This is a genomic window from Pectinatus frisingensis (assembly GCF_015732285.1).
GTDB classification, from domain to species: Bacteria; Bacillota; Negativicutes; order Selenomonadales; family Selenomonadaceae; genus Pectinatus; species Pectinatus frisingensis.
This window is the reverse complement of the sequence record NZ_WIQU01000042.1, coordinates 25,967-47,414: the sequence shown is the minus strand read 5'-3', so window position 1 is coordinate 47,414 and position 21,448 is coordinate 25,967. Positions and strand designations below refer to the sequence as shown.

The window sequence follows — 21,448 nt, the reverse complement described above, 5'->3', positions numbered from 1 at the left end:
TAATCACCAATCAGGGGGTCTGTTTTATGCAAAACCGTTTTTTAAAAATTTTGTGTCTGTCTATTATTGCAGTTGTGTTCGTTGCCGGCTGTGGTAAAAAAGAAGAAGCCACTCCTCCACCCTTAGTGAGGACCCAGCAGATATCCACAAAAAATAATATTGACGGCTTTACATATGCTGGCTCCGTTCACGGGCGCTATGAAACAAACTTATCCTTTCAGGTAAGCGGTAAAATATTACGCCGCAATGTACAGACAGGTGATCGTGTACATGCCGGAGACACTCTTATGGTAATGGATAATAAGGATATTATCCAACAAGTAAATCAAAGCAATGCCAAAGTAGAAGCGGCATCTTCTGAACTGAACCTTGCTGCCGCTAATTTAAAAAGATATCAGCAATTATACGCACAAGATGCCGTACCGCAGGCACAGCTGGATCAATATCAAACTTCTTATGATTCTGCTTCAGCTGCATATCAGCAGGCAGAGGCACAATCCTCACAGGAACACAATGCCCTTTCTTATACTGATCTTACTGCTGATACAGACGGAGTTATTTCAGCAATCAACGCGGAGGCAGGACAGGTTGTCTCTGCCGGACAGACAGTCTTGACTCTTGTCCAGACTAATGAACTTGAAGTCGATGTCAATATACCGGAAAACCACATAGATGACGTAAGTGAAGGTAAAAAAGTAACAGTATCCTTTTGGGCATTGAACAATTCATCTGTCAACGGAATAGTAAGAGAAATATCCCCTATAGCTGATGCAACAGCACGTACATATTTAATAAAAATTTCCCTGCCCGATCCACCTGCCGGATTAAAACTGGGGATGACTGCCAGTGTCATTTGCCTGCCTTCTGATAATTCCGATAAAACTTCTTATATTCTACCGCTCTCGGCTATTTATCAAACCGGTGACACACCAGAAGTATGGCTTGTTGATAAAGATGACAAAGTATCCCTGCAAAAGGTTCAAGTAGCTGACTTCGATGAAAATCATGTAAAAGTATCGGGGTTAAATGAAGGCGATATGGTTGTGACTGCCGGCGTACAAAAGCTGCGTGAAGGACAAAAAGTACGTACAAATGATGATGCCGTAGGAGATGCATCATGAAAAATTTAACCGAACTTTCTTTAAAAAATAAAGATCTTGTATGGTATTTTATCATCGTCGTAATTATTGCCGGTATATTTTCCTACACTAAGCTCGGCCGCATGGAAGATCCTGCCTTCACCATAAGAGATATGGTTGTTACTGTAAGCTGGCCGGGCGCTACGGCCAAACAAATGGAAGAACAGGTAACTGACAAACTTGAAGAAAAGCTTCAGGATACACCGGGACTTGATTATTTAAAAAGTTCATCCAGACCTGGTACATCGGTAATATATGTAACGCTTCGCCAGGATATCGATAATTCAAAAATACGCGATACCTGGAAAGAAGTCCGTAATCTTTGCGAAGATGAAAAAACGGATTTGCCGGATGGTGTCTACGGCCCTTTTTACAATGATCGTTTTGACGATGTTTTCGGTTCAATATATGCTCTAAGTGGCGATGGTTATTCATATGAAGAACTGCGCCAGCATGCAGAAAAAATCCGCCGGATGCTGCTTGACGTACCCAGTGTACAAAAAGTGGAACTGCTTGGTGTACAAACTGAAAAAGTATATGTGGAAATAACAAATGTAAAATTGGCTGAACTTGGTATAAGCCCGCAGACCATCTCCAATGCAATAAAAACACAAAATGAAATAACTCCTGCCGGTATGGTAGAAACATCTTCCGATAATGTCTACCTGCGATTCACCGGTATGTTCAGCAACATTCGAGATATTGAAAATCTACCGATAAACGCCAATAATAAAATATTCCGCCTTGGTGATATAGCGCGAGTAGACCGCAGCTATTCAGAACCAGCCGATCCCAAAATGTATTTTAATGGTAAACCAGCCGTTGGCATTGCCGTATCAATGGAACCGGGCGGAAATATACTTACCCTCGGCAACAACCTGAGTTCATTACTGAATAAAATAAAATCGGATATTCCTTTGGGCTTGGAAATAAACCAGGTATCTGACCAGCCAACAGTTGTAAAAGAGTCCATCGGTGAATTTGTCGGTACATTAAGGGAAGCTGTAATCATAATACTTGCCGTAAGCTTTTTAAGCCTTGGGCTGCGAACAGGATTGGTTGTTGCCGGCTGTATCCCCTTGGTACTGGCCGGTGTCTTTTCAATGATGTATGCCTTGGGAATCGATTTGCAAAAAGTATCACTGGGTGCATTGATTATTGCGTTAGGTTTGTTGGTAGATGATGCAATAATTGCCGTGGAAATGATGAGTGTGAAACTGGAAGAGGGATTTGATCGATTTAAAGCTGCCTGCTATGCTTTTAATTCAACAGCCAAGCCTATGCTTACCGGTACTTTAATAACCTGTGCCGGTTTTATCCCGGTAGCTTTTGCCAACGGCATGGCTTCAGAATTCTGCAAAAGTCTATTTCCGGTCATAGGTATAGCACTTTGCCTGTCCTGGATAGTTTCTGTGATGGTAGCACCATTATTTGGCTACTATTTGATACGTGTTAAAAAACCGGCAGCTGCCGGAAAAAATCCTTACCAGAGCAGATTTTATCTGTTATTTCGCAAAATTCTTGTCTGGTGTTTAAATCATAAAAAAATCATAATCACTTCTACTTTGGGATTATTTATAGTGTCTGTTTTCTCCTTCAAATTTATCAAGCAGGAATTTTTCCCGCCATCACTGCGTCCTGAAATAATTGTTGAAATGCGGTTACCTGAAGGATCATCAATAAGTTCATCAGAAGAACATGCCAATAAATTTGCCGCTTTTTTAAATACACAAAACGATAAGATTAAAAACTTTTCCTATTATGTAGGCGAAGGAGCACCACGTTTTGTTCTCACATTAAATCCACAACTGCCGGCAGATAATTACAGTCAATTTGTAATTGTTTCCAAAGATGTTGACAATCGAAAACAGCTTGCTAAAATAATTGAAAAAGAATTAGCTGATAATTATCCTGATGTACGCAGCGACATAAAATTTATTCAGACTGGTCCGCCGGCCGATTATCCTGTTATGCTTCGTGTATCTGGCTATGATGAAGATAAAGTACGTACTATTGCTGAAAAAGTTGCTGATATTACTGCCAGTGATTCTAATAATGAAGATGTACATTTTAATTGGAATGAAAAAAGCAAAATCATGCATCTGTCGCTTGACCAGGATAAACTGAGAGCCATGGGGCTGTCAGGACAAGCCGTAGCACAAACATTGTACACCGAAATTTCCGGGACCTCAGTAGCCCAATACTATGATGGTGACCGCACCATAAATATAACAATGCGGCTGGATAATAATGATCGGCAACATTTAACTGATATAAAAAATATTCCTGTTTACCTTGGCAGTGCCGGCTATGTACCTCTGTCACAAATTGCCAAAATAAGTTATGGAGCAGAGGACGGCCTTATCTGGCGTTATAACTTAAAACCAACTATAACTGTCGAAGCTGATATAAAGGATGGCACAGCTAATGACGCCACACAAAAGGCCTATAATGCTACCAAAAGCCTGCGTGATAAATTGCCGCTCGGTTACAGTATAGATATTGACGGAGCGTTATCAGACAGTAATGAAGCAATGCAGTTTCTTTTAGTGCCTGTTCCAATCATGCTTCTTGTCATCATAACCTTGTTGATGGTGCAGCTCAGAAATGGCAAGCTGGTAGTGTTGACTCTGCTAACTGCCCCATTAGGTCTCATAGGCGTATGTTTTGGAATGCTTCTTATGAATAAAGCAATGGGATTTGTGGCTCAATTGGGTATTCTTGCTTTAAGCGGCATGATTATCAGAAATTCAGTAATTTTAATTGACCAGATACAAAAACATATGGCTTCCGGCGAATCACCATGGGATGCTGTCATCGATTCCGCAATACTGCGATTCCGTCCTATTATGCTCACAGCAGCGGCGGCTATCTTAGGTATGCTGCCTCTTATGACAAGTCCATTTTGGGGTCCAATGGCAGTGGCAATCGGCAGCGGCCTTCTGGTTGCTACTGTACTTACGCTTTTGGTACTGCCAACAATGTACGCCGCCTGCTATAAAATTAAAAATAATAAATAGTTATTTTTAGTGTCATCGTAAAATTCTGCACGCTATAACAATTATTTTCTTCATTCATATCAATACAATAAAAAATATTCGCGATTATAACAGAAACACCCTGATAAGTTGGATTTTTATTCCAGACTTATCAGGGTGTTTTTATCGCTAATAATTATGATCTTTCATTTCAAAACATCAATTTTTTTCTGTTATCCATTCCACATAAATCTGATTTAATTTTTGTTCAGCATATTCAGCTGCAACATTTATATCATAAAAAGCACCAATTTTGCTCAATAATGCCGCTGCAATTTTTATTTGATTTTCATCATGTATGCTAAACTGACACGATGACAGGTCAATACTGAATACTGATTTTATCATTTCATCTTCTTGTTTATTCTGACTTAATCTGCAATTAAATGTTTCACGCTTATGCGGTAAAATATGGATCAATATTTTGAACACAATTGTCAGATATTTATGATTTCCTTTAGTATTAAATGTTTCTCCCTCAACCGGCTCAATAGAAATACGGTTATCACAGTTCGCAACGATATCATCAATAAGTTTAGCCAAAGGTTTGCTATCCACCACAGCCGGCAAGTGTCCTAAATATGTTAAATAAATCACTTCAGCCATGTGAAATATTTTGCTTTGTTCTTTATTATTATCCTGTTCAATAGTGTCTTTAGAGCCAATATTTCTCCGCAGTAACGAAAATAATAACACACTGATTTTATATAAATGCCGAAGTTCTTCTCTTTCTTGTATTTTTTTATCCTCTATGGTCTTAAATATTCTCTGGTAGGCAGCATTTTTAGCAGTCAGTTTTTCATTGAGTGAATCTCGTTCAGTTTGAAGATTATAATAGTCAATTGATTGTTTAATAACCGGCAGCAGTTCATTTTCTGTTGTCCAAGGCTTAGTAATAAATTTAAATATTTCTCCCTGGTTGATTGTTACAAGCATCTGTGATAATTGAGTATAGCCGGAAAGAACCACCCGCACTGTTTTAGGGTATTTTTCTTTGACAATTTTTAACAATTTTAGTCCGTCCATGCCTGGCATCCGCATGTCAGTCACAATAACATCGATTTTATTTTTTCCCAAAACAGTCAATGCCTCTTCACCACTATTAGCAAAAAAGGACACAAATTTTTCATCCATAACTGCTCTTTTAATTGCCCTTAAGACACTGACTTCATCATCAACAAATAACACCGTATTTTCACTCATATTATCACCCCAGGTTCAATTTTTTCATTCTCTGCCCAACATTTCTAATTATTACATTACAAATTCGACATATTATTTAAGTATCCTTTTACCGAATAAGCATAGTTTATCGCAATCGTTCAATAGTAATGAATAATTTTTCGTGGGCAGGAATCAGCAATATTAAACCGAAATATTTAAGATATATTTATTAACAAATATACCATAAGCATCGGTATATCAATTTTGCGGTCGGAGGTAAGAAGAATGAAAATCGAACAGTCAATATATGACAATACAGGACAAATAATCAAACACCCGGATAAACATTCAAAGTTTTCAGCTCAATTTGTCATGATTTTTGGAGCAAAAGGACTTTTACTAAACCAGCAAATTTACAACGAATTAAGATCTTTATATCCCGGTGCCTATCTTATCGGCGGAACAACAGCCGGAGAAATATATAACAATGTTGCTGCTGATATGAGTCTTTCTGCAACAGCAGTTCATATGGAGCAAACGCCGGTACGTTTTGCCTCGGCTGCTATTAAAAATAATGAATATTTTAAAGCATCTGCTGATTTAATAGCACAATTTCCCCTTCAAGGGCTTAAGCATATATTCATTATTTCCGAGGGTATAAACATAAATGGCAGTAAGCTTGTCGATGGACTTGCTGCCAGTTTACCCGACGATGTCACCATATCAGGCGGACTTGCCGGTGACGGTACATCATATAAGGAAACATTTGTCATTGCCAATAATTATCCACAAAAAAATATGCTTGCCGCTATTGGATTTTATGGTACCCACGTACAAATAGGCTGTGCTTCGGCCGGTGGTTGGTCACCTTTTGGGATTGAACGTGTAATCACAAAATCGACAAACAATATATTGTACAAATTTGATGAAAAACCCGCACTGGATTTATATAAAGCATATCTTGGTGAATATGCCGACGAGCTTCCTGCGGCAGGTCTTTATTTTCCTCTCATGGTACGTTCCAATGACGACAATCACACTTTTATACGTACAATTCAGCGAATTGATGAAAAAGAACGAGCCTTAATTTTTTCTGGTGATGTTCCTCAGGGATATCTTTCCAAATTAATGCGAACCAATTTTGATGATCTCATTGACGGTTCACGTCAGGCAGCCCAGCTCAGCCTCTCATTTATTCCTGATAATGATACTGCATCTTGTCTAGCCGTTTTGGTAAGCTGCGTAGGCAGAAAATTGATACTCAGCCAAATGGTCAGTGAGGAAATTGACGCCGCACGCAATACCTTAGGTTCCAACACTGTATTTACAGGTTTTTATTCTTACGGTGAAATAGTTTCATCCATAAAAAACAGAATCTGTGAACTACATAATCAAACAATGACTATTACATTAATAACGGAGGTTTGAAATGGATAATATACATCGCCTGTTAAAAAGACAAATAAAAATTTATTTGCATGATATTAAATTGGATAATGATTTTCAAACTTTTATCGAAGCAGTAAACCAGGCATATATCAATCATGACAAAGAACGTTCATTGTTAGAACGCAGTATAGATATCAGTTCCAAAGAATACAATGAAAATATGGAAAAAATCCGCATGCTGCAAAGCCAGCTTATCCAACAGGAAAAACTGGCCGGCATCGGGCAGTTATCAGCTGGAGTAGCACACGAAATCAACAATCCGCTCGGATATGTTCAAAGCAACATGGACACATTAAAAAAATATCTGGAAAAAGTCAGTTCTTTTCTCAGTACACTTAGTCGCGTTGAAAAAACTCTGGAAACAGATTCTGACGCAAATTTACAAGAACTTTTCCAAATTATTGAAAAAGCTTTGAAAGAAAATAAAATCAATTACATTACAGAAGATTTGAATGATATAATCGATGAATCTATGAGCGGACTGACACGAATAGAAAAAATCGTTAAAAGCCTTTTGGGATTTTCCAGGGTCAGCAGTCTGGAATTTGAAGAATATAATCTGAACAAAGGCATTAAAGATACCTTAGCCGTAGCCAATAATGAAATTAAATACACTACGAAAATAATTGAAGATTTAGGTGACATTCCATATATAAAAGCTGCCGGCGGAGCAATTAACCAAGTACTGCTGAATCTCATTATAAATGCTGTCCACGCCATAAGAGAATCTTCCCACGAAGGTGTTATCAACATAAAAACTTTTACCAAAGATAATTTTGTCTGCTGCGTAATAACCGATAACGGAAAAGGTATTCCGGAGGAAAACATAGACAATATATTCACTCCTTTTTTTACCACCAAACCAGTGGGAGTCGGTACCGGTCTGGGACTGAGTATTGCTTATGATATTATTGTCAACAAACATTCCGGTCAGATTACCGTCAAAAGCGAATTAGGCAAGGGCACCACTTTTACTATTTATCTGCCAATACAGCATCATCCCAGTAATTTATAATAAATATATTCAATATTCATTTTGGTACGTATAAATAGCACTGGTATCAAAATATGCACATCCCTCATATTTCTATATTTTATGTGGGATGTGCATATTGGCTTATTATAACAGAATTAGTTTATTTAATTAGCTGGAAATTATTAATCTGACAATATGGATACGTTATCAATAATATTAGACAATACTACCAGATTGGAAGTTTTTACCAGTCCGGCACAATTTTTTATACGGGAAAGCAACGATTTTAATGTACGTGCGTCTTCTGTTACTATTTTTATAAAATAATCGAAATCTCCGGTAATATAGTAGCATTCATTTATCTCTGCCTCAGTCTTGGCATATTCAGCAAAATCCTCTCCTTTGCATGTACTTTCAAAACGCAAAAACATCAAGGCCGTCAAGTTTTTATTTATTTTTTCAGGATCCAGGATCACTGTATACTGTTTTATAACTCCGGAAGTCTCCAACTTACGCAGACGTTCACTTGCTGCCGGCATTGACAAAGAAATTGCCGCACTTAAATCAGAAATTGTCATACGTGCATTTTTCTGTAAATTTTTCAATATTGCCTTATCTGTTTTATCCATTTTATTCACATTAATCCTCTCCTATTATCACTGCCAAATATTATTGCCGCGGCGGACAAAAATTTCTCCATATCACAATTGCCGCAACGTTCCCCTATTCCCTGTACAGTAGTGTCGATAAAATCTGCACCTGCTTGTACAGCAGCAATAGAATTTGCCACAGCCATACCCAGATCATTATGAGCGTGAAATTCTATCTGTATTGCTGTCTTTTCTTTTATTTCACGTATCTGCTCATAAACTGCACTTGGTGTCATAATTCCTACAGTATCGGCAAACCGCACTCTCCTCACTGCAAATTGTTTTACTTTTTCTATTACAGTCAGCATCAATTTCATATCTGCTCTTGAAGCATCTTCCATACCGATAGTTATCTCGGTAAAATAGCTGGCAGCAAATGCCAATACATCTTCCAACTGTGCCAGCAGCCACTTTACATCTTTTTGCAGCTTCTCATAAATCTGCCGTTGTGATACCGGCACGCTTATGTGTACAATATCCGCCTCACAATCTGCCGCTGCTATAAGATCATTTTTATTCAATCTGTTCCATGTAGAGATTTTTGCATGGAAACAGCTTTTTTTTATTTTGCTGATGATTGCCAGTTCATCTTTACCCATTATGGGAATACCTGCTTCTATCTGATAAATATTTTTATCATCCAGCATCTCAGCTATAGCAATTTTTTCTCTCGAATCAAACATAACCAACGGACTTTGAGCTCCGTCACGCAGTGTTGTATCTACTATATGAAATTTTTTTTTCTGCACTGCCAGCACATCCTATCATTTTCACTAAATTACAAAACTCCTCATCAGTTATTGCTCTGTGCAAATCATGTGATTTTTGTTTTACAATCTCAAGAATTTTCACTGTATCAATTTTGCCACAGACCAAATTATACTCTTTTAATTTAGCCTCAATAGAACTTTTACCAGACATATCACCCAGAACAATACGACGACTGGCATTCACTAATTCAGGTGGATATGGTTCATATAACTGGGGATTTTTTTTTATTCCATCAACATGTATTCCTGATTCCACTGCAAATATTTCTGCCCCCACAACTGGTTTAACCGGTGATATCGCAATATTTCCTGCCGCCTTTTTCAATTCACTGAAATTAAGTGGCTTTATAAGTCTTTTTATCCCCGTTACATGAAGTGTCATCAGCACTTCCTCTAAAGGTGCATGGTTGCCAAGACCGCAAAAAGCAGTAATAACTGAATTCCCCCCGCATTTCAACCACGTATATGCCAATGCTGTCGCCTGCTCGATATAGTTAAGCGGTTCCAAGTAAAGTTTTCCATTTCTTATCCATGTGCAAAACTGTTCACACATGTTAATTACTGACACTTCATCAATAACAATAATACGTCTTGCTGCAGCTCTGCCCGATGTATCATACATAACCTGTTCTATCCATTTTTTATCAGAATCTTTATCTATATTAATCGACTTCACGTAGTAATGAAAGCCGGGATAATTTTCTATATCATATTTATTCTTTACCCGTAAAATATATTTTTGCCGGGGCAATTTCATTCTAACAATATTATTGTATACTACTACAGTCATTTCTATGGCATCAATCGGCAGTCGGGTGAGAGCCATAAGCATCATATACTGCTGTTTTGCTGTTGACGTTTCCATATAGCATAAAGTAGCATCCACTATCATGTTGCTCCTCCTTAAAATCAATCATCCGATCAACGGCATCTGTTGCCTAAAATAAATTATCAGCAAAACCTGCCGCTGCCGGATGGCCGACAATCACAATGCTGTATTCCAAACTTCATTAGCTGCATTTTTTGATTCCGCCGCTTTTTTTACAGCATTTTCAATACGATCATAAGTTGTTATCACTTCTATACCAACATTCTTAAGCCGTTGCCGCGGTACTTCACCAATACGCAGGGCAATAACTGCTGTACAATCTTTTATTGTAATTATTATTTTTTCTATTTTGTCAGTTTTGTTACCACAGTTTTCCTTACCTAGACAATATTTTTCAACATTACGTTTTTCAATAAAACGCAAATCAATGCCATCACTTTCATATATATAAAATTCTTCTGTCTGCCCAAAGTGGCAGTCAATGATCATACCACTTTTACTAGCTGCCGCAAAACGATATGGGCTGTTTCTCGCTGGCTTCTCCTTTGCAGCACTGATATTTCTATATTCAATAGAAAGGTCATTTCCCAATGTTCCAATAGCATCGGCACGACATTGCCTGCAATGATACATTTGCTTCATATACAGCCCGCATTTTTTCCGCATATCCATTATTTCCTTATTAGAAACAAGTGGCATGTTTTCAAAAGCACTGCCTTTAACCGGTATCAATTGCATTATATTAGTGATTTCGCAACCGAGTTCTTTTGCTTTTTTTACCACGGCAACAATATGTTCTTCATTGATTCCTTTAAGCATGACAATATTAATTTTGCATATTACCCCATGTCTGGTGAGATAACGTATGCCATTGAGCTGGTTGCCGAGTAATATGCCGGCACCGCTTATCCCGGTGTAGCGCTGCCCCATGTAATCTATATGCTTATATATTTTGGCACCGATTTCAGGATCAACGGCATTAAGTGTCACTGTTACATGAGTTACACCAAGGTCAATTATCTCCTGAGCATATTGCGGCAGCATAAGCCCATTGGTGGAAAGACAAAAAGTCACCGTCGGATCGGCTTGTCTTATCAGATACAAGGTCTGCCGGGTCTGCTCAAAATTGGCCAAAGCATCACCGGGTCCGGCAATGCCTGCTACTGTGAGGTTAGGCAAACGTTTTTTAACCAGCATATATTTTTCAAAGGCTTCTTGTGGTGACAATATCTCCGTAGTAACTCCCGGACGACTTTCATTAGGGCAGTCATATTTTCTGATGCAGTAATTGCATTGAATATTGCACTTAGGAGCAATCGGCAGATGAATGCGGGCATACTGACCACTGCCGCAGGTATAGCAAGGATGACGCAATGTTTTTTCTTTCAATACCTGACGTTGATTTATGTCAACAATATTGTCTGCTGATAATTTAACAGTCGTACTTTCATTTTCCGGCCGAAAATATTTGTCATATAAATTTTGGCGATACGATCCTTCCAGTTTTGCTAAGAGTGTGTTAGCAATATTGTCCAGCATCCGCATGGCACCATCATATCCCAGCAAACGTACTCTTTGTCCTCCTACCCGGTCATGTATCGGGAATGTACAGCGTAGGAGCGGTATATCAGTACGTTCTTCAATACGATATCCGTCACCACTGCCAATCATTATATTTGCTTCACACTCAATCACACAATTTTCTATTTCTGTAAAATCAGCATCATCTTTAATCCTTATTTTCTCTACAAATTGCACTTTAGCAGTTTTTTCTACTTTCTCACGCAGTTTTTTATCAAAGGCATGGCACACTGAACCGGTTGCACAAACGACCGGTATAACGCCATTCTCACAGCAGATATTGACTACTCCCGCAACAATATCGGGTTCACCAAATATTGCAGCTTTACCCATGGCATTATATTTGTGGGAATCAATCATGGCATCCAGACAGCGTCCCCTCTCTTTTTGCAACTCTTCAGGTATCATACCGCCCAATTCTTTTAACTTATTTATCAATGCATCCGTGGCCTTTATCCCAATCGGCAAATCCAATCGGCAATAAGGAACTCCATATTGCTGCTGCAAATAAACAGCCGGTGAAAAATCGTCATTGTTAAAAGTTGACAATTCAATAGTGTATTTAGCACCAGCCATCTTTTTTATATCACTGAGTGATGTTCCTCCTTTTGGTAAACGATCATACTTCTCCACATGAACTCCATCAAGATTATCTGATATATCCGGCAGCAGTATATAATCAATCTGCATCATATTCAGTAAATGTTTCAAGTATCTGGTATCTGCCGGTGAAATCATACCGGTCACGATATTCACCTTATTATTTTTCCTAATATCCATTGACACATTTTCCACAACTGCTCTTGTTGCCCGAAAAAATCCATCAAAATGTGTCCCTGCATAACTGGGTGAGGAAACGGGAATTATTTCAGCAGTACATTCCGGATGCAGTTCATAAAATTTTTTTATTATTCCCGGAATATCTTCCCCAATGGTCTCTGCCAGGCAAGTCGTAGAGACACCAATTACTTCCGGGGAATAAAGCCTGATAAGATTTTCCAATCCTGATAAAAGATTTTTTTCTCCACCAAAAACCGTGCCTTCTTCCGTTAATGAAGACGAGGCAATATCCACCGGTTCATTATAATGGGTTGCCATATGACGTCTTATATATGTGCTGCATCCCTGCGAGCCATGCAGAATAGACATACAGCGGGCAATGCCGTACAAAGCTGTCACTGAACCCAACGGGACGCACATTTTACATGGATTTACATTTAAATTGACGGCATTTTCCATAACTGTTCTTCCCTTCTTTGAAAAACCACTGATATTAAATTGCTGTCATACACTCCCAAACAGGACTGTTTATACTCAAATTTATCTCTTTGGTAAAATTTTCCACACCTTCATAACCACCAAGTGCATGTTTTCTTTCATGGTTATGGTCACAAAAGGCAATACCCAATTTGTAAGCTAATGGTCTTTCTTTCACACCGCCTACCAATATATCCGCTTTTTTTTGTTTCATAAAAAATTCCAGTTCAGCCGGATTGGCATCATCCAAGATTACCGTATCATCATTGACAATACTCTGGATAACTTCATATTCATCTTTTTTACCGGTTTGTGTGCCGACAACTACCGTTTCGATTCCCATCTCATTAAACTGCCTTATTAAAGAAATAGCCTTAAACCCGCCGCCGACATATATAGCTGCCTTTTTCCCGGCCAGATATGGTCGGTATTTTTCCATGAAACTTCTCAAGCGGCAGCTTTCCCGCTTGGTCAAATTCACTGCTTTTTCTACCACACCGGCATCACCAAGCATTTGTGCCACCCGCATAATTGATGCACTGGTGTCCTCAATGCCAAAGAAGCTCACTTTCATATATGGGATACCAAACTCCTCTTCCATCAGCTTGGCCAGGTACATTGATGAACCGGCACACTGTACAATATTCAATGCCGCTGATGGTGCTTTTATTAGTTTTTCATATGAAGCATCACCGGTAAAAGTTGATATCACTTCTATTCCAATTTTTTTAAAATAATTCTTTATCAACCAAATTTCTCCGGCAAGATTAAAATCACCAAGTATATTTACCCCATGATGCAATGTATCTTTCGATAATTGATATGGCCGAATCAAGCGCATCATGGCATCGCAGGCCAGTTTATATCCCTGCCGCTTTGTTCCGGAAAAGCCGGGTGCCTTTACCGCTATGACCCGTATTTTATATTTTTTTTCGGCCGCTGTGCAGACAGCCTCAACATCATCACCAATAACTCCGACAATGCAGGTTGCATAGACAAAAATCAACTTAGCCTGATATTTTTGTACCACTTCATCAATTGCCGCTGTTAATTTAGCGGCACCGCCGAAAATTATATCTTTTTCCCGTAAATCAGTGGAAAAACTATTACGATACAAATCACTGCCACTGGATAAACTGCCACGTATATCCCAAGTATAGCTGGCACAGCCAATCGGTCCATGGACTATATGAAAAGCATCTGTTATCGGATTCAGTACAACACGGGCACCACAGTAAACACAGGCCCTTTGACTCACAGACCCCGACACACTGGCTTTATCACATTCTATTCCGGTACTGCTGCAGCCAAGAGTTTTTACCATTATCGATTTTTTACGCACTTCTAAGATTTCTTCACCCATAACCTGCACCTTCCCCTCACTGCACAGTACATTTTTACCCAGCTTGTTTCAGTTTTTGCTAAAAAACAGAAAACCCCCTAATACATCAATACATCATTGTATTAGAGGGCTATCGGCAAGCTCTTTATAATTATTATTCATTTTTATTTATTATACACAAAACTTTACAAGAATACAATAGTCTATATTTAATAAAATAAGCAATAATTATATAATATGTGTTATATATATTGTCTGTCTATAAAGATAATAAAAATAAATAATTCTGTTCTATGCATTATATTTTTTATTGTTTTTGAAACTTTTTAATAATGCTTTGATTATTCTCATCTACATTACCAACTCAAAATCTTTATCAGCTGCATCACGATCCTGACGATCAAGCAACGTATTGCAAATGAGTTCAATCAACCGCATGGCTCCCCGATAACCGACAAGCGGCATATAGGGATGAACATAACGATCCAGTATGGGAAACCCGGCTCTGACAAACGGTACATCTTCTGCACGGGCAATATACTTACAGTGCGTGCCGCCGATCAATAAGTCCACCGGTTTATTTTTCATCAGCTGATGCAGTTCAAACAGATCCGTATTAGCTTTGGCAATGCAATCAGTCACACCGTATTTCAAAAGAAGTTCTTTGGCTTTTTTGCTAAACTTTTCATCAGGTGTTCCGGTTATCATATAACGCGGTTTCATGCCCAATTCCAAGCAAAATGCCGCCAATCCCAGAACCGTATCAGGATCTCCGGCGATGGCCACTCTTTTATCACCATAATAAGCATGTGAATCTATCATGATGTCAAGAAGCTGACCTCGTTCTTCTTCAATTTCCGCTGGTACTTCCCGTCTGCTCAAATGCGACAAAGCCATAATATATCTATCAGTGGCTTCCACACCAATCGGCAGCGGCAATGCTGTAAAATCCACACCGCATTTCCGCTTGAGATCCATGGCCGGTGTACAGCTGGTTATTTCGCCCAAAGCCAAAACATGCTGTGCACCGCCCAATTCACGTATTTCCTGTATTGTCGTCCCGCCCTTAGGATACATTTCATAGTGCCCGGTAAGTGCAGAGTTCATTGTTCCGTCAGTATCGGGGAACATTATATACTTGACACCGAGCAGTTTAGCTATTCTTTTTAATTCATGCATATCACCCGGATTGACAAAACCGGGGAAAATGCCTATTTTCCCGTTTGGTACAGCATTTTTTTCGCTGAGATACTTTATAAAACCACTCATCATATTGGCAAAGCCATTGATATGTGACCCGACATAACTGGGCGTGTTAGTATGAACAACTATTTTCCCTGCCGGTATATCAAGCTGCTGAATAAGTGTATTAAGATCATCACCGATAGTTTCACTGAGACAGGTGGTATGCACGGCAATAATATCCGGATTATATATATCAAAGATATTTTTTACCGCTTTTTTCAAGTTACTGCCGCCACCAAATACGCAAGCACCTTCCGAAAAGGAACTTGTCGTGGCAATAGCCGGTTCTTTAAAATGACGTGCGAGAAAGGTCCGATGATATGAACAACAGCCTTGTGAACCATGACTGTGCGGCATACAGCGATGCACTCCCAGTGCGGCATACATTGCACCCACCGGCTGGCAGGTTTTAGCCGGATTTATCCTCAGTGCTTTTCTGACTGCCAATTTTTTTGGTGTCATATCAAGCATAATTTTCATCTCCCATCGTACCTTCTAAAGTTGGTTTTGTCCGCCAAGGCGGTACAATCATTTTCCAAGCTGGTGCATAAATACTCAAATACGTATTTCTGGCAAATGTTATCGCACCTTTAAAACAGGCATAAGGTCCGCTGTAGTCATAGGAATGTAACTGATTAGAAGGAAATCCCTTTTTCTGTATCATATATTTATCTTTTATTCCAGAGTAAAAAATATCAGGTTTAAATATATCCAGCACTTTCTCTGTTTCATAATGATTAAAATCATCAACAGTTATAGTTCCGTCTCCCATATCTTTAAACATACCCTTATAATATTCAAGTTCGACATTTTGTCTGCGCAATTCTTCAAATCTTTCTTTATCCAATGCCACATGATAAAATTCTTTATCAGGCTGTACAGTTATCGTCTCAATGTTTTTACTGTCGGCATCAAGTTTTATATTGGGAAGGACTTCACGACCTTCATAATCATCACGATGCGCAAATTCGTAGCCGGCTATGACAGTTTTGACACCAAAATCCTTCAGCACATTTTGATAATGATGTGAACGTGAACCACCGACAAAAACACCGGCTGTTTTACCTTCTAATTTTGACCGATAAAATTTTCTTTCTTCGGCTATAGATTCAAGTTCCTCACCAATTACCTCTTCGGTGCGTTTTTTTATTTCGTCATTATCAAAATAATCGGCTATTTCCCGCAAGGTCCTGATTGTTTCATCAATACCGATAAAATTAACTTTTATCCAGTCAATATTATATTTAGTTTTCATCATTTCTGCGATGTAATTTATAGAACGATGACATTGCACCAAATTCAAATTAGCTGTGTGGGCGTGGGTAAGAGCTTCAAAAGAACCATCACCGGTCAATACAGCAACCACTTCATAGCCGATTTTTTTCAGCAGGCGTTCCTGTTCCCAGCCATCACCGCCAATATTATACTCACCCAATATATTTATACGAAAAGCTTTTTCCTTCACTTCATCATTTGCTGAACCGATTACCCTTTGCATCAGACCGTTGTTGGCAATATGGTGTCCAGCTGATTGACTTACGCCTTTATATCCTTCACAACTATAAGCAATGCAGGTAATGCCAAACTCTTTTTCTACTTCAGCGGCCACCGCTTTGGTATCATCACCAATAAGTCCTATCGGACAAGTTGAACAAATCATAACGGCACGAGGATGAAATATTTCCACAGCTTCTTTTATCGCTTGATGAAGTTTTTTCATACCACCAAAAACTATATCCGTTTCCTGCACGTCGGTTGAAAAACTATATTGAATGAAATTGCGGCCATCCGGAGCATCTGCCTTATTGCGCCTTGTCCCCCACGTATAATATCCGCAGCCAATAGGACCATGTGTTATCACCACCGTATCACGCAAAGGTCCCAATACAACTCCTTTACAACCTGCATAGCAGCAGCCCCGGTTGATCATAAGTCCCGGAACAGAACGACTGTTGGCTGCTATTTCTTTTGGTATACCGGCCTCATCTAATTCAATGATATGATCTTTTCTATTCTTGAATACACGACCGGAATATTTATCTAAAACAGCTTCACGTGCGTCCATTTCAATCCTCTCCTAACTGCAGCATTTCAACTTCTTGATATTGGCCTGTTCTAATATTGTAACCACCTGTAACAGGCATTACAAAAATTTTACCATCACCTGGCTGTCCGGTCTGATTAATGGTAATTATTGTATTTACAGCGAGTTCCACTTGTGAATCATCGACGATTAAAGAAAACGAACGACGCGGAACTAGCCGTGTACCTTCGGAAAGATGCACTCCAATGGCATTGGCCGGTACCTCTCCGGCATTTTCAACTATTACATTTATTGCTTCCGTCGCCAATGGTTTTTTGCCGCGCCCCACTGCCTTTGACACTGTAAAAGAAGGATATCCGGCCTTTGCCAAAGCCGCCTTAGTATCATTTATCCTATTCATCCGCAGGAACGCCATTATTTCTTTCATTATTCGAACCTCCCTACAGACCGGCTTTGCCGGAACTTATTGTATAAGCTTCTTCAACTTTATTTATAAAAATACGGCCATCACCGAAATTGCCATTCTCACCGGTACGGGCATTTTTCATAATGATACGCACTATATCTTCTTTATCCGCAGCTTCAGCAATAATTATCAGCAATTCTTTCGGCAGTTCATCATAATGCACTTCACCAACTACTATCCCTTTTTGCCGGCCGCGGCCGTATACTTCCTCTTTGGTTACCCCCACATAACCGGCATCCAAGAGTTCTGCAAGTACATCAGCCGACTTTTCCGGGCGGACTACTGCACGAATCATTAATAAATCACTCATTTTTGTTCCTCCTATTTCAAAAGGACTGTCGCACATAATATGCAATATTCCATTTTCCTCCCCGTCCTTAGAGGAGGGAAACCTGCATAGTACAGTGGATTGCATCTTTATGAAATCAATGTCATCCATGCGACAGTCCCTTTTTGCATTGGTCGCCATTATATCGTATTAAATTGCTCAGGTATCCAGTCCATGTTCCATCAGCAGCTGTTCCAAACGATCCTGAGTCAAAGGCTTAGGAATGATAAACATATCATTGCCATCTATTTTATTGGCCAAAGTACGATATTCATCAGCCTGTCCACAGGAGGGATCAAATTGAATAACTGTCTGACGATTGATTTCAGCTCGCTGTACCATGTTATCACGCGGTACAAAATGAATCATCTGTGTTCCCAATTCCTTAGCAACAGCTTCTACCAACTCAGCTTCTCCATCAACTTTACGACTGTTGCAGATAAGACCGCCTAAGCGTACACCACCCGTTTCAGCATATTTTTTTATACCTTTGGAAATGTTGTTTGCTGCATACAGTGCCATCATTTCACCCGAACAAACAATGTATATTTCCTTAGCTTTTCCTTCACGTATCGGCATGGCAAAACCACCACAGACAACATCTCCTAATACATCATAAAAAACATAATCCAAATCTTCCTCATACGCTCCCAGCTGTTCTAAAAGATTTATTGAAGTTATTATGCCGCGGCCGGCACAGCCAACACCTGGTTCTGGTCCGCCTGATTCCACACATTTTATGCCTTCAAAGCCTTCTTTTAAAACCATATCCAGATCAACGTCGTCACCTTCCTCACGCAGTGTATCAAGCACTGTTTGCTGAGCCAGGCCGCCTAAAATCAACCGTGTTGAATCGGCTTTAGGGTCACAGCCGACTATCATGATTTTTTTACCCATTTCACCCAAACCTGCATTGAGATTTTGTGTAGTTGTTGATTTACCAATTCCGCCTTTACCATAAATAGCAACCTGTCTCATGAGAAAACCCTCCAATGTACAAATATTATAAATAATAATTTTCCTATCAACAATTTCTGATAACATTATTGAAAAATAAAAGCCTGCCACATTTCATCTTGTGACAGGACTTCTTTGTCCTCTACAAACAATTGCAGTGCAATCATTTGTAAATATGTTAAGTTTTGTTGATGCTGTAACTATAAATCATCATTTTCAGCTTGTCAATAGACTGTGCCCGAGTCATATTCTGAATATTTTTCTGAAAATTCTTTATAAATATTTTTTATACCCTTCATTTTAAATCTCTCGACACATTTTGCTTATATTTTAATATACTGTCATACTTAATTTTAACTTTTTAAATTACTATTTTTAAGTAAATTTTTATTAAAATTTTATGTATTTTTTTGTACTGATTTTCCTTACTGAAAACAATTTTTTAAAATTAAATTTTTTTCTTAACAAACACTTATATATTCCTATAAAAAATTTCTTTTAATAATAAATACCAAACATTTTTTAGGTAAATAAAGTAATTGTCATTTTTATCATAAACGCTGTAAAATCAACCTCTATTGACTTTTTTTGCCGCTGTTATTACCATTATTCATAGAAACAAAACGGTATAAGGAGAACTTATCATGGACAAAAAAATTGCTGTAACCTGTGATGACAATGACCAGCTCACGGATTTTATTGGTTTGACCCATATGATTATTTTTGAATACAACAATAATCATTGGGAAATACGCAAAAAATTTCCTTTCGCTTTTTCAGGTATAAAAACTGCGCAGGAAATACGAGACAAGACCCGCAATCTGATCTTAAAACTGGATGATTGCAAAATTATCGCTTCTGCCGCAGTAAATGGACTTATCTACAATGTACTCGACCGCATGCGTTTTGCGATTTTTGAAATAGAATCGCTTGATGCTGCCATGCTCGACAAAATCATAAATGATCTTTATAATAATCTGCATAATATCAATGCCGGTGCGGCTGTACCGACTTCACCGGTGGAAACAGCCAATGGTATCTATTATCTTGATTTGATAAAACTACAACACGCACATCCTGATATTTCTTCAAAAAAAGCTCTGCGCTCTTTCCTTAATAACACACCATTTATACAACTGGACCTTGTCTGTTCACATATCCCGGCCTGGTTAAATACAGCTGAATATGCAGAAAAACTAGTAATAACAACACGCAGCAGCGGTACCTCCCTGCTCGTCTCTATCAGCAAAAAATGCTCCGATTATTCACACTCATACTGATATCGGAAATATTTATGAAAGGATTGTATATATGGATATAGATACGAACTATGGCAGATTATACAACTGCCGCAATATTGCTTACCATAAAAATGGTCATGTTGCGGAATGTATATGCCAAAATAAGAGTATTATACGCCTGAATAATTTGACTTTGCTGCCCTATTACACTGAAAATGAACGCCGCAAACTATCTCCATCGATAAAATTTTATCCTGATGGCACTCTAAAGTCTGTCTATCTGGAAAAACAAGTATCAATAAATACACCGCTTGGCCTCACTGCCGCAGAGCTGATTACCTTTTACCCCGATGGTGGATTGTGCCGCGTTTTCCCTCTCAATGGTAAAATAAGTGCCTATTGGAGTGAAGACCGCGAAATAAATTTACTCGGTAAAATGACTTTTCCTTTATCTGTGGGTACTTTCACCACCCGCCCCATGTGTTTTCATTTTTATAAAAATGGTCACTTAAAAAGTCTTACCTTACAGTCGACTGAGCGCATTACCATAAACACACCAGTCGGACACTTAAAAATCAAATGTGGTTTTTCGCTATATAAAGACGGCCAGCTGTGTTCTGCCGAACCAGCTTCGGCGCAAAAATTACTAACACCAATCGGTCACTTAACCTGTTGCGATCCCAACAGCATTGGCCTCAGTGCCGACAGCGGTTCATTGATTTTCACTGAAAGCGGTGCTCTTCAGCAGCTAAAGACAATCGATATTATAAACATTATCGATTCCGACAACTGCCGGCATAGTTTCGTCCCCGACCGCATACCCAATCCACTTAACGAAAACGCACTGCTGACTTTACCGCTGACAGTAAATTTTTCAATCAATACAATTACCATAGAAAAAAATACAGCGGAAAAATTTACTTTTCCGCTGCATAGCTGCCAATTTATTATAAACAATATGTAAAACGATCC

At 38.8% G+C, this 21,448-nt stretch carries 17 protein-coding genes; 6 read left to right on the top strand and 11 right to left on the bottom strand.

The features are described 5' to 3' along the window. The first annotated feature begins 26 nt into the window (after positions 1 to 26). Positions 27 to 1,121 (top strand): efflux RND transporter periplasmic adaptor subunit, encoded by a 1,095-nt coding sequence (locus I6751_RS07460; RefSeq protein WP_196591103.1) that lies wholly within the window; start codon positions 27 to 29, stop codon positions 1,119 to 1,121. Then, complete coding sequence (locus I6751_RS07455) at positions 1,118 to 4,159, top strand: efflux RND transporter permease subunit (protein WP_196591102.1); 3,042 nt, start codon at positions 1,118 to 1,120, stop codon at positions 4,157 to 4,159. Before I6751_RS07460 ends, I6751_RS07455 begins: the two co-directional genes overlap by 4 nt. A gap of 177 nt (positions 4,160 to 4,336) precedes the next feature. Here I6751_RS07455 and I6751_RS07450 read toward each other — a convergent pair whose 3' ends face one another. Continuing rightward, entirely contained in the window at positions 4,337 to 5,380 is a 1,044-nt protein-coding gene (locus I6751_RS07450) for a response regulator (RefSeq protein WP_196591101.1), read from the bottom strand. Between the two features lie 246 nt (positions 5,381 to 5,626). On the opposite strand from I6751_RS07450, the gene I6751_RS07445 reads away from it, so the two are divergent. Together I6751_RS07445 and I6751_RS07440 are read left to right on the top strand one after the other, a co-directional pair. Further along, complete coding sequence (locus I6751_RS07445) at positions 5,627 to 6,769, top strand: FIST signal transduction protein (protein WP_196591100.1); 1,143 nt, start codon at positions 5,627 to 5,629, stop codon at positions 6,767 to 6,769. 1 nt (position 6,770) lies between these two features. Beyond that, the gene (locus tag I6751_RS07440) at positions 6,771 to 7,805 is read left to right on the top strand and encodes a sensor histidine kinase (RefSeq protein WP_182188117.1); all 1,035 of its coding nucleotides are present in this window, start codon (positions 6,771 to 6,773) and stop codon (positions 7,803 to 7,805) included. A gap of 143 nt (positions 7,806 to 7,948) precedes the next feature. On the opposite strand, the gene I6751_RS07435 is transcribed toward I6751_RS07440, so the two are convergent. The 10 genes from I6751_RS07435 to nifH all read right to left on the bottom strand — a co-directional run bounded on the left by I6751_RS07435 (position 7,949) and on the right by nifH (position 19,256). After that, positions 7,949 to 8,395 carry an Lrp/AsnC family transcriptional regulator gene (locus tag I6751_RS07435; RefSeq protein ID WP_196591175.1) on the bottom strand — a complete coding sequence of 149 codons (447 nt, stop codon included), beginning with the start codon at positions 8,393 to 8,395 and terminating at the stop codon, positions 7,949 to 7,951. 5 nt (positions 8,396 to 8,400) lie between these two features. Next, entirely contained in the window at positions 8,401 to 9,165 is a 765-nt protein-coding gene (locus I6751_RS07430) for a beta/alpha barrel domain-containing protein (protein WP_196591099.1), read from the bottom strand. Further along, positions 9,122 to 10,078, bottom strand: a complete 957-nt coding sequence (locus tag I6751_RS07425; RefSeq protein ID WP_196591098.1) for a homocitrate synthase/isopropylmalate synthase family protein — start codon at positions 10,076 to 10,078, stop codon at positions 9,122 to 9,124. Before I6751_RS07425 ends, I6751_RS07430 begins: the two co-directional genes overlap by 44 nt. Positions 10,079 to 10,171: 93 nt before the next feature. Next, positions 10,172 to 12,835: a nitrogenase cofactor biosynthesis protein NifB gene (nifB, locus tag I6751_RS07420; protein ID WP_231037887.1), complete on the bottom strand. Its 2,664-nt coding sequence runs from the start codon at positions 12,833 to 12,835 to the stop codon at positions 10,172 to 10,174. Positions 12,836 to 12,869: 34 nt separating this feature from the next. Further along, positions 12,870 to 14,216 (bottom strand): nitrogenase iron-molybdenum cofactor biosynthesis protein NifE, encoded by a 1,347-nt coding sequence (gene nifE, locus I6751_RS07415; RefSeq protein WP_196591097.1) that lies wholly within the window; start codon positions 14,214 to 14,216, stop codon positions 12,870 to 12,872. Between the two features lie 330 nt (positions 14,217 to 14,546). Beyond that, positions 14,547 to 15,911, bottom strand: coding sequence for a nitrogenase component 1 (locus tag I6751_RS07410; protein WP_196591096.1), 1,365 nt, complete (start codon positions 15,909 to 15,911; stop codon positions 14,547 to 14,549). Beyond that, positions 15,904 to 17,505, bottom strand: coding sequence for a nitrogenase component I subunit alpha (locus tag I6751_RS07405; protein ID WP_182188110.1), 1,602 nt, complete (start codon positions 17,503 to 17,505; stop codon positions 15,904 to 15,906). The genes I6751_RS07410 and I6751_RS07405 overlap by 8 nt, the downstream gene beginning before the upstream one ends. A gap of 1 nt (position 17,506) precedes the next feature. Beyond that, entirely contained in the window at positions 17,507 to 17,911 is a 405-nt protein-coding gene (locus tag I6751_RS07400; protein ID WP_182188109.1) for a P-II family nitrogen regulator, read from the bottom strand. Positions 17,912 to 17,924: 13 nt separating this feature from the next. Then, positions 17,925 to 18,260 carry a P-II family nitrogen regulator gene (locus I6751_RS07395; protein ID WP_182188108.1) on the bottom strand — a complete coding sequence of 112 codons (336 nt, stop codon included), beginning with the start codon at positions 18,258 to 18,260 and terminating at the stop codon, positions 17,925 to 17,927. A gap of 177 nt (positions 18,261 to 18,437) precedes the next feature. After that, a complete protein-coding gene (gene nifH / locus I6751_RS07390) occupies positions 18,438 to 19,256 on the bottom strand; it encodes a nitrogenase iron protein (RefSeq protein ID WP_182188107.1) in 819 nt (272 codons plus the stop codon). Between the two features lie 623 nt (positions 19,257 to 19,879). On the opposite strand from nifH, the gene I6751_RS07385 reads away from it, so the two are divergent. Continuing rightward, a complete protein-coding gene (locus I6751_RS07385; protein WP_196591095.1) occupies positions 19,880 to 20,515 on the top strand; it encodes a Fe-only nitrogenase accessory AnfO family protein in 636 nt (211 codons plus the stop codon). Between the two features lie 31 nt (positions 20,516 to 20,546). Continuing rightward, entirely contained in the window at positions 20,547 to 21,440 is an 894-nt protein-coding gene (locus I6751_RS07380) for a hypothetical protein (protein WP_196591094.1), read from the top strand. Positions 21,441 to 21,448: the final 8 nt, after the last annotated feature.

Coding starts and splice junctions, on each gene's coding strand:
- I6751_RS07405 (WP_182188110.1), bottom strand. CDS start 17,505: ATGGACGCACGTGAAGCTGTTTTAGATAAATATTCCGGTCGTGTATTC.
- I6751_RS07425 (WP_196591098.1), bottom strand. CDS start 10,078: ATGATAGTGGATGCTACTTTATGCTATATGGAAACGTCAACAGCAAAA.
- I6751_RS07440 (WP_182188117.1), top strand. CDS start 6,771: ATGGATAATATACATCGCCTGTTAAAAAGACAAATAAAAATTTATTTG.
- I6751_RS07455 (WP_196591102.1), top strand. CDS start 1,118: ATGAAAAATTTAACCGAACTTTCTTTAAAAAATAAAGATCTTGTATGG.
- I6751_RS07435 (WP_196591175.1), bottom strand. CDS start 8,395: ATGGATAAAACAGATAAGGCAATATTGAAAAATTTACAGAAAAATGCA.
- I6751_RS07385 (WP_196591095.1), top strand. CDS start 19,880: ATGGACAAAAAAATTGCTGTAACCTGTGATGACAATGACCAGCTCACG.
- nifB (WP_231037887.1), bottom strand. CDS start 12,835: ATGGAAAATGCCGTCAATTTAAATGTAAATCCATGTAAAATGTGCGTC.
- I6751_RS07450 (WP_196591101.1), bottom strand. CDS start 5,380: ATGAGTGAAAATACGGTGTTATTTGTTGATGATGAAGTCAGTGTCTTA.
- I6751_RS07400 (WP_182188109.1), bottom strand. CDS start 17,911: ATGAAAGAAATAATGGCGTTCCTGCGGATGAATAGGATAAATGATACT.
- I6751_RS07380 (WP_196591094.1), top strand. CDS start 20,547: ATGGATATAGATACGAACTATGGCAGATTATACAACTGCCGCAATATT.
- I6751_RS07410 (WP_196591096.1), bottom strand. CDS start 15,911: ATGCTTGATATGACACCAAAAAAATTGGCAGTCAGAAAAGCACTGAGG.
- I6751_RS07445 (WP_196591100.1), top strand. CDS start 5,627: ATGAAAATCGAACAGTCAATATATGACAATACAGGACAAATAATCAAA.
- I6751_RS07460 (WP_196591103.1), top strand. CDS start 27: ATGCAAAACCGTTTTTTAAAAATTTTGTGTCTGTCTATTATTGCAGTT.
- nifE (WP_196591097.1), bottom strand. CDS start 14,216: ATGGGTGAAGAAATCTTAGAAGTGCGTAAAAAATCGATAATGGTAAAA.
- I6751_RS07395 (WP_182188108.1), bottom strand. CDS start 18,260: ATGAGTGATTTATTAATGATTCGTGCAGTAGTCCGCCCGGAAAAGTCG.
- nifH (WP_182188107.1), bottom strand. CDS start 19,256: ATGAGACAGGTTGCTATTTATGGTAAAGGCGGAATTGGTAAATCAACA.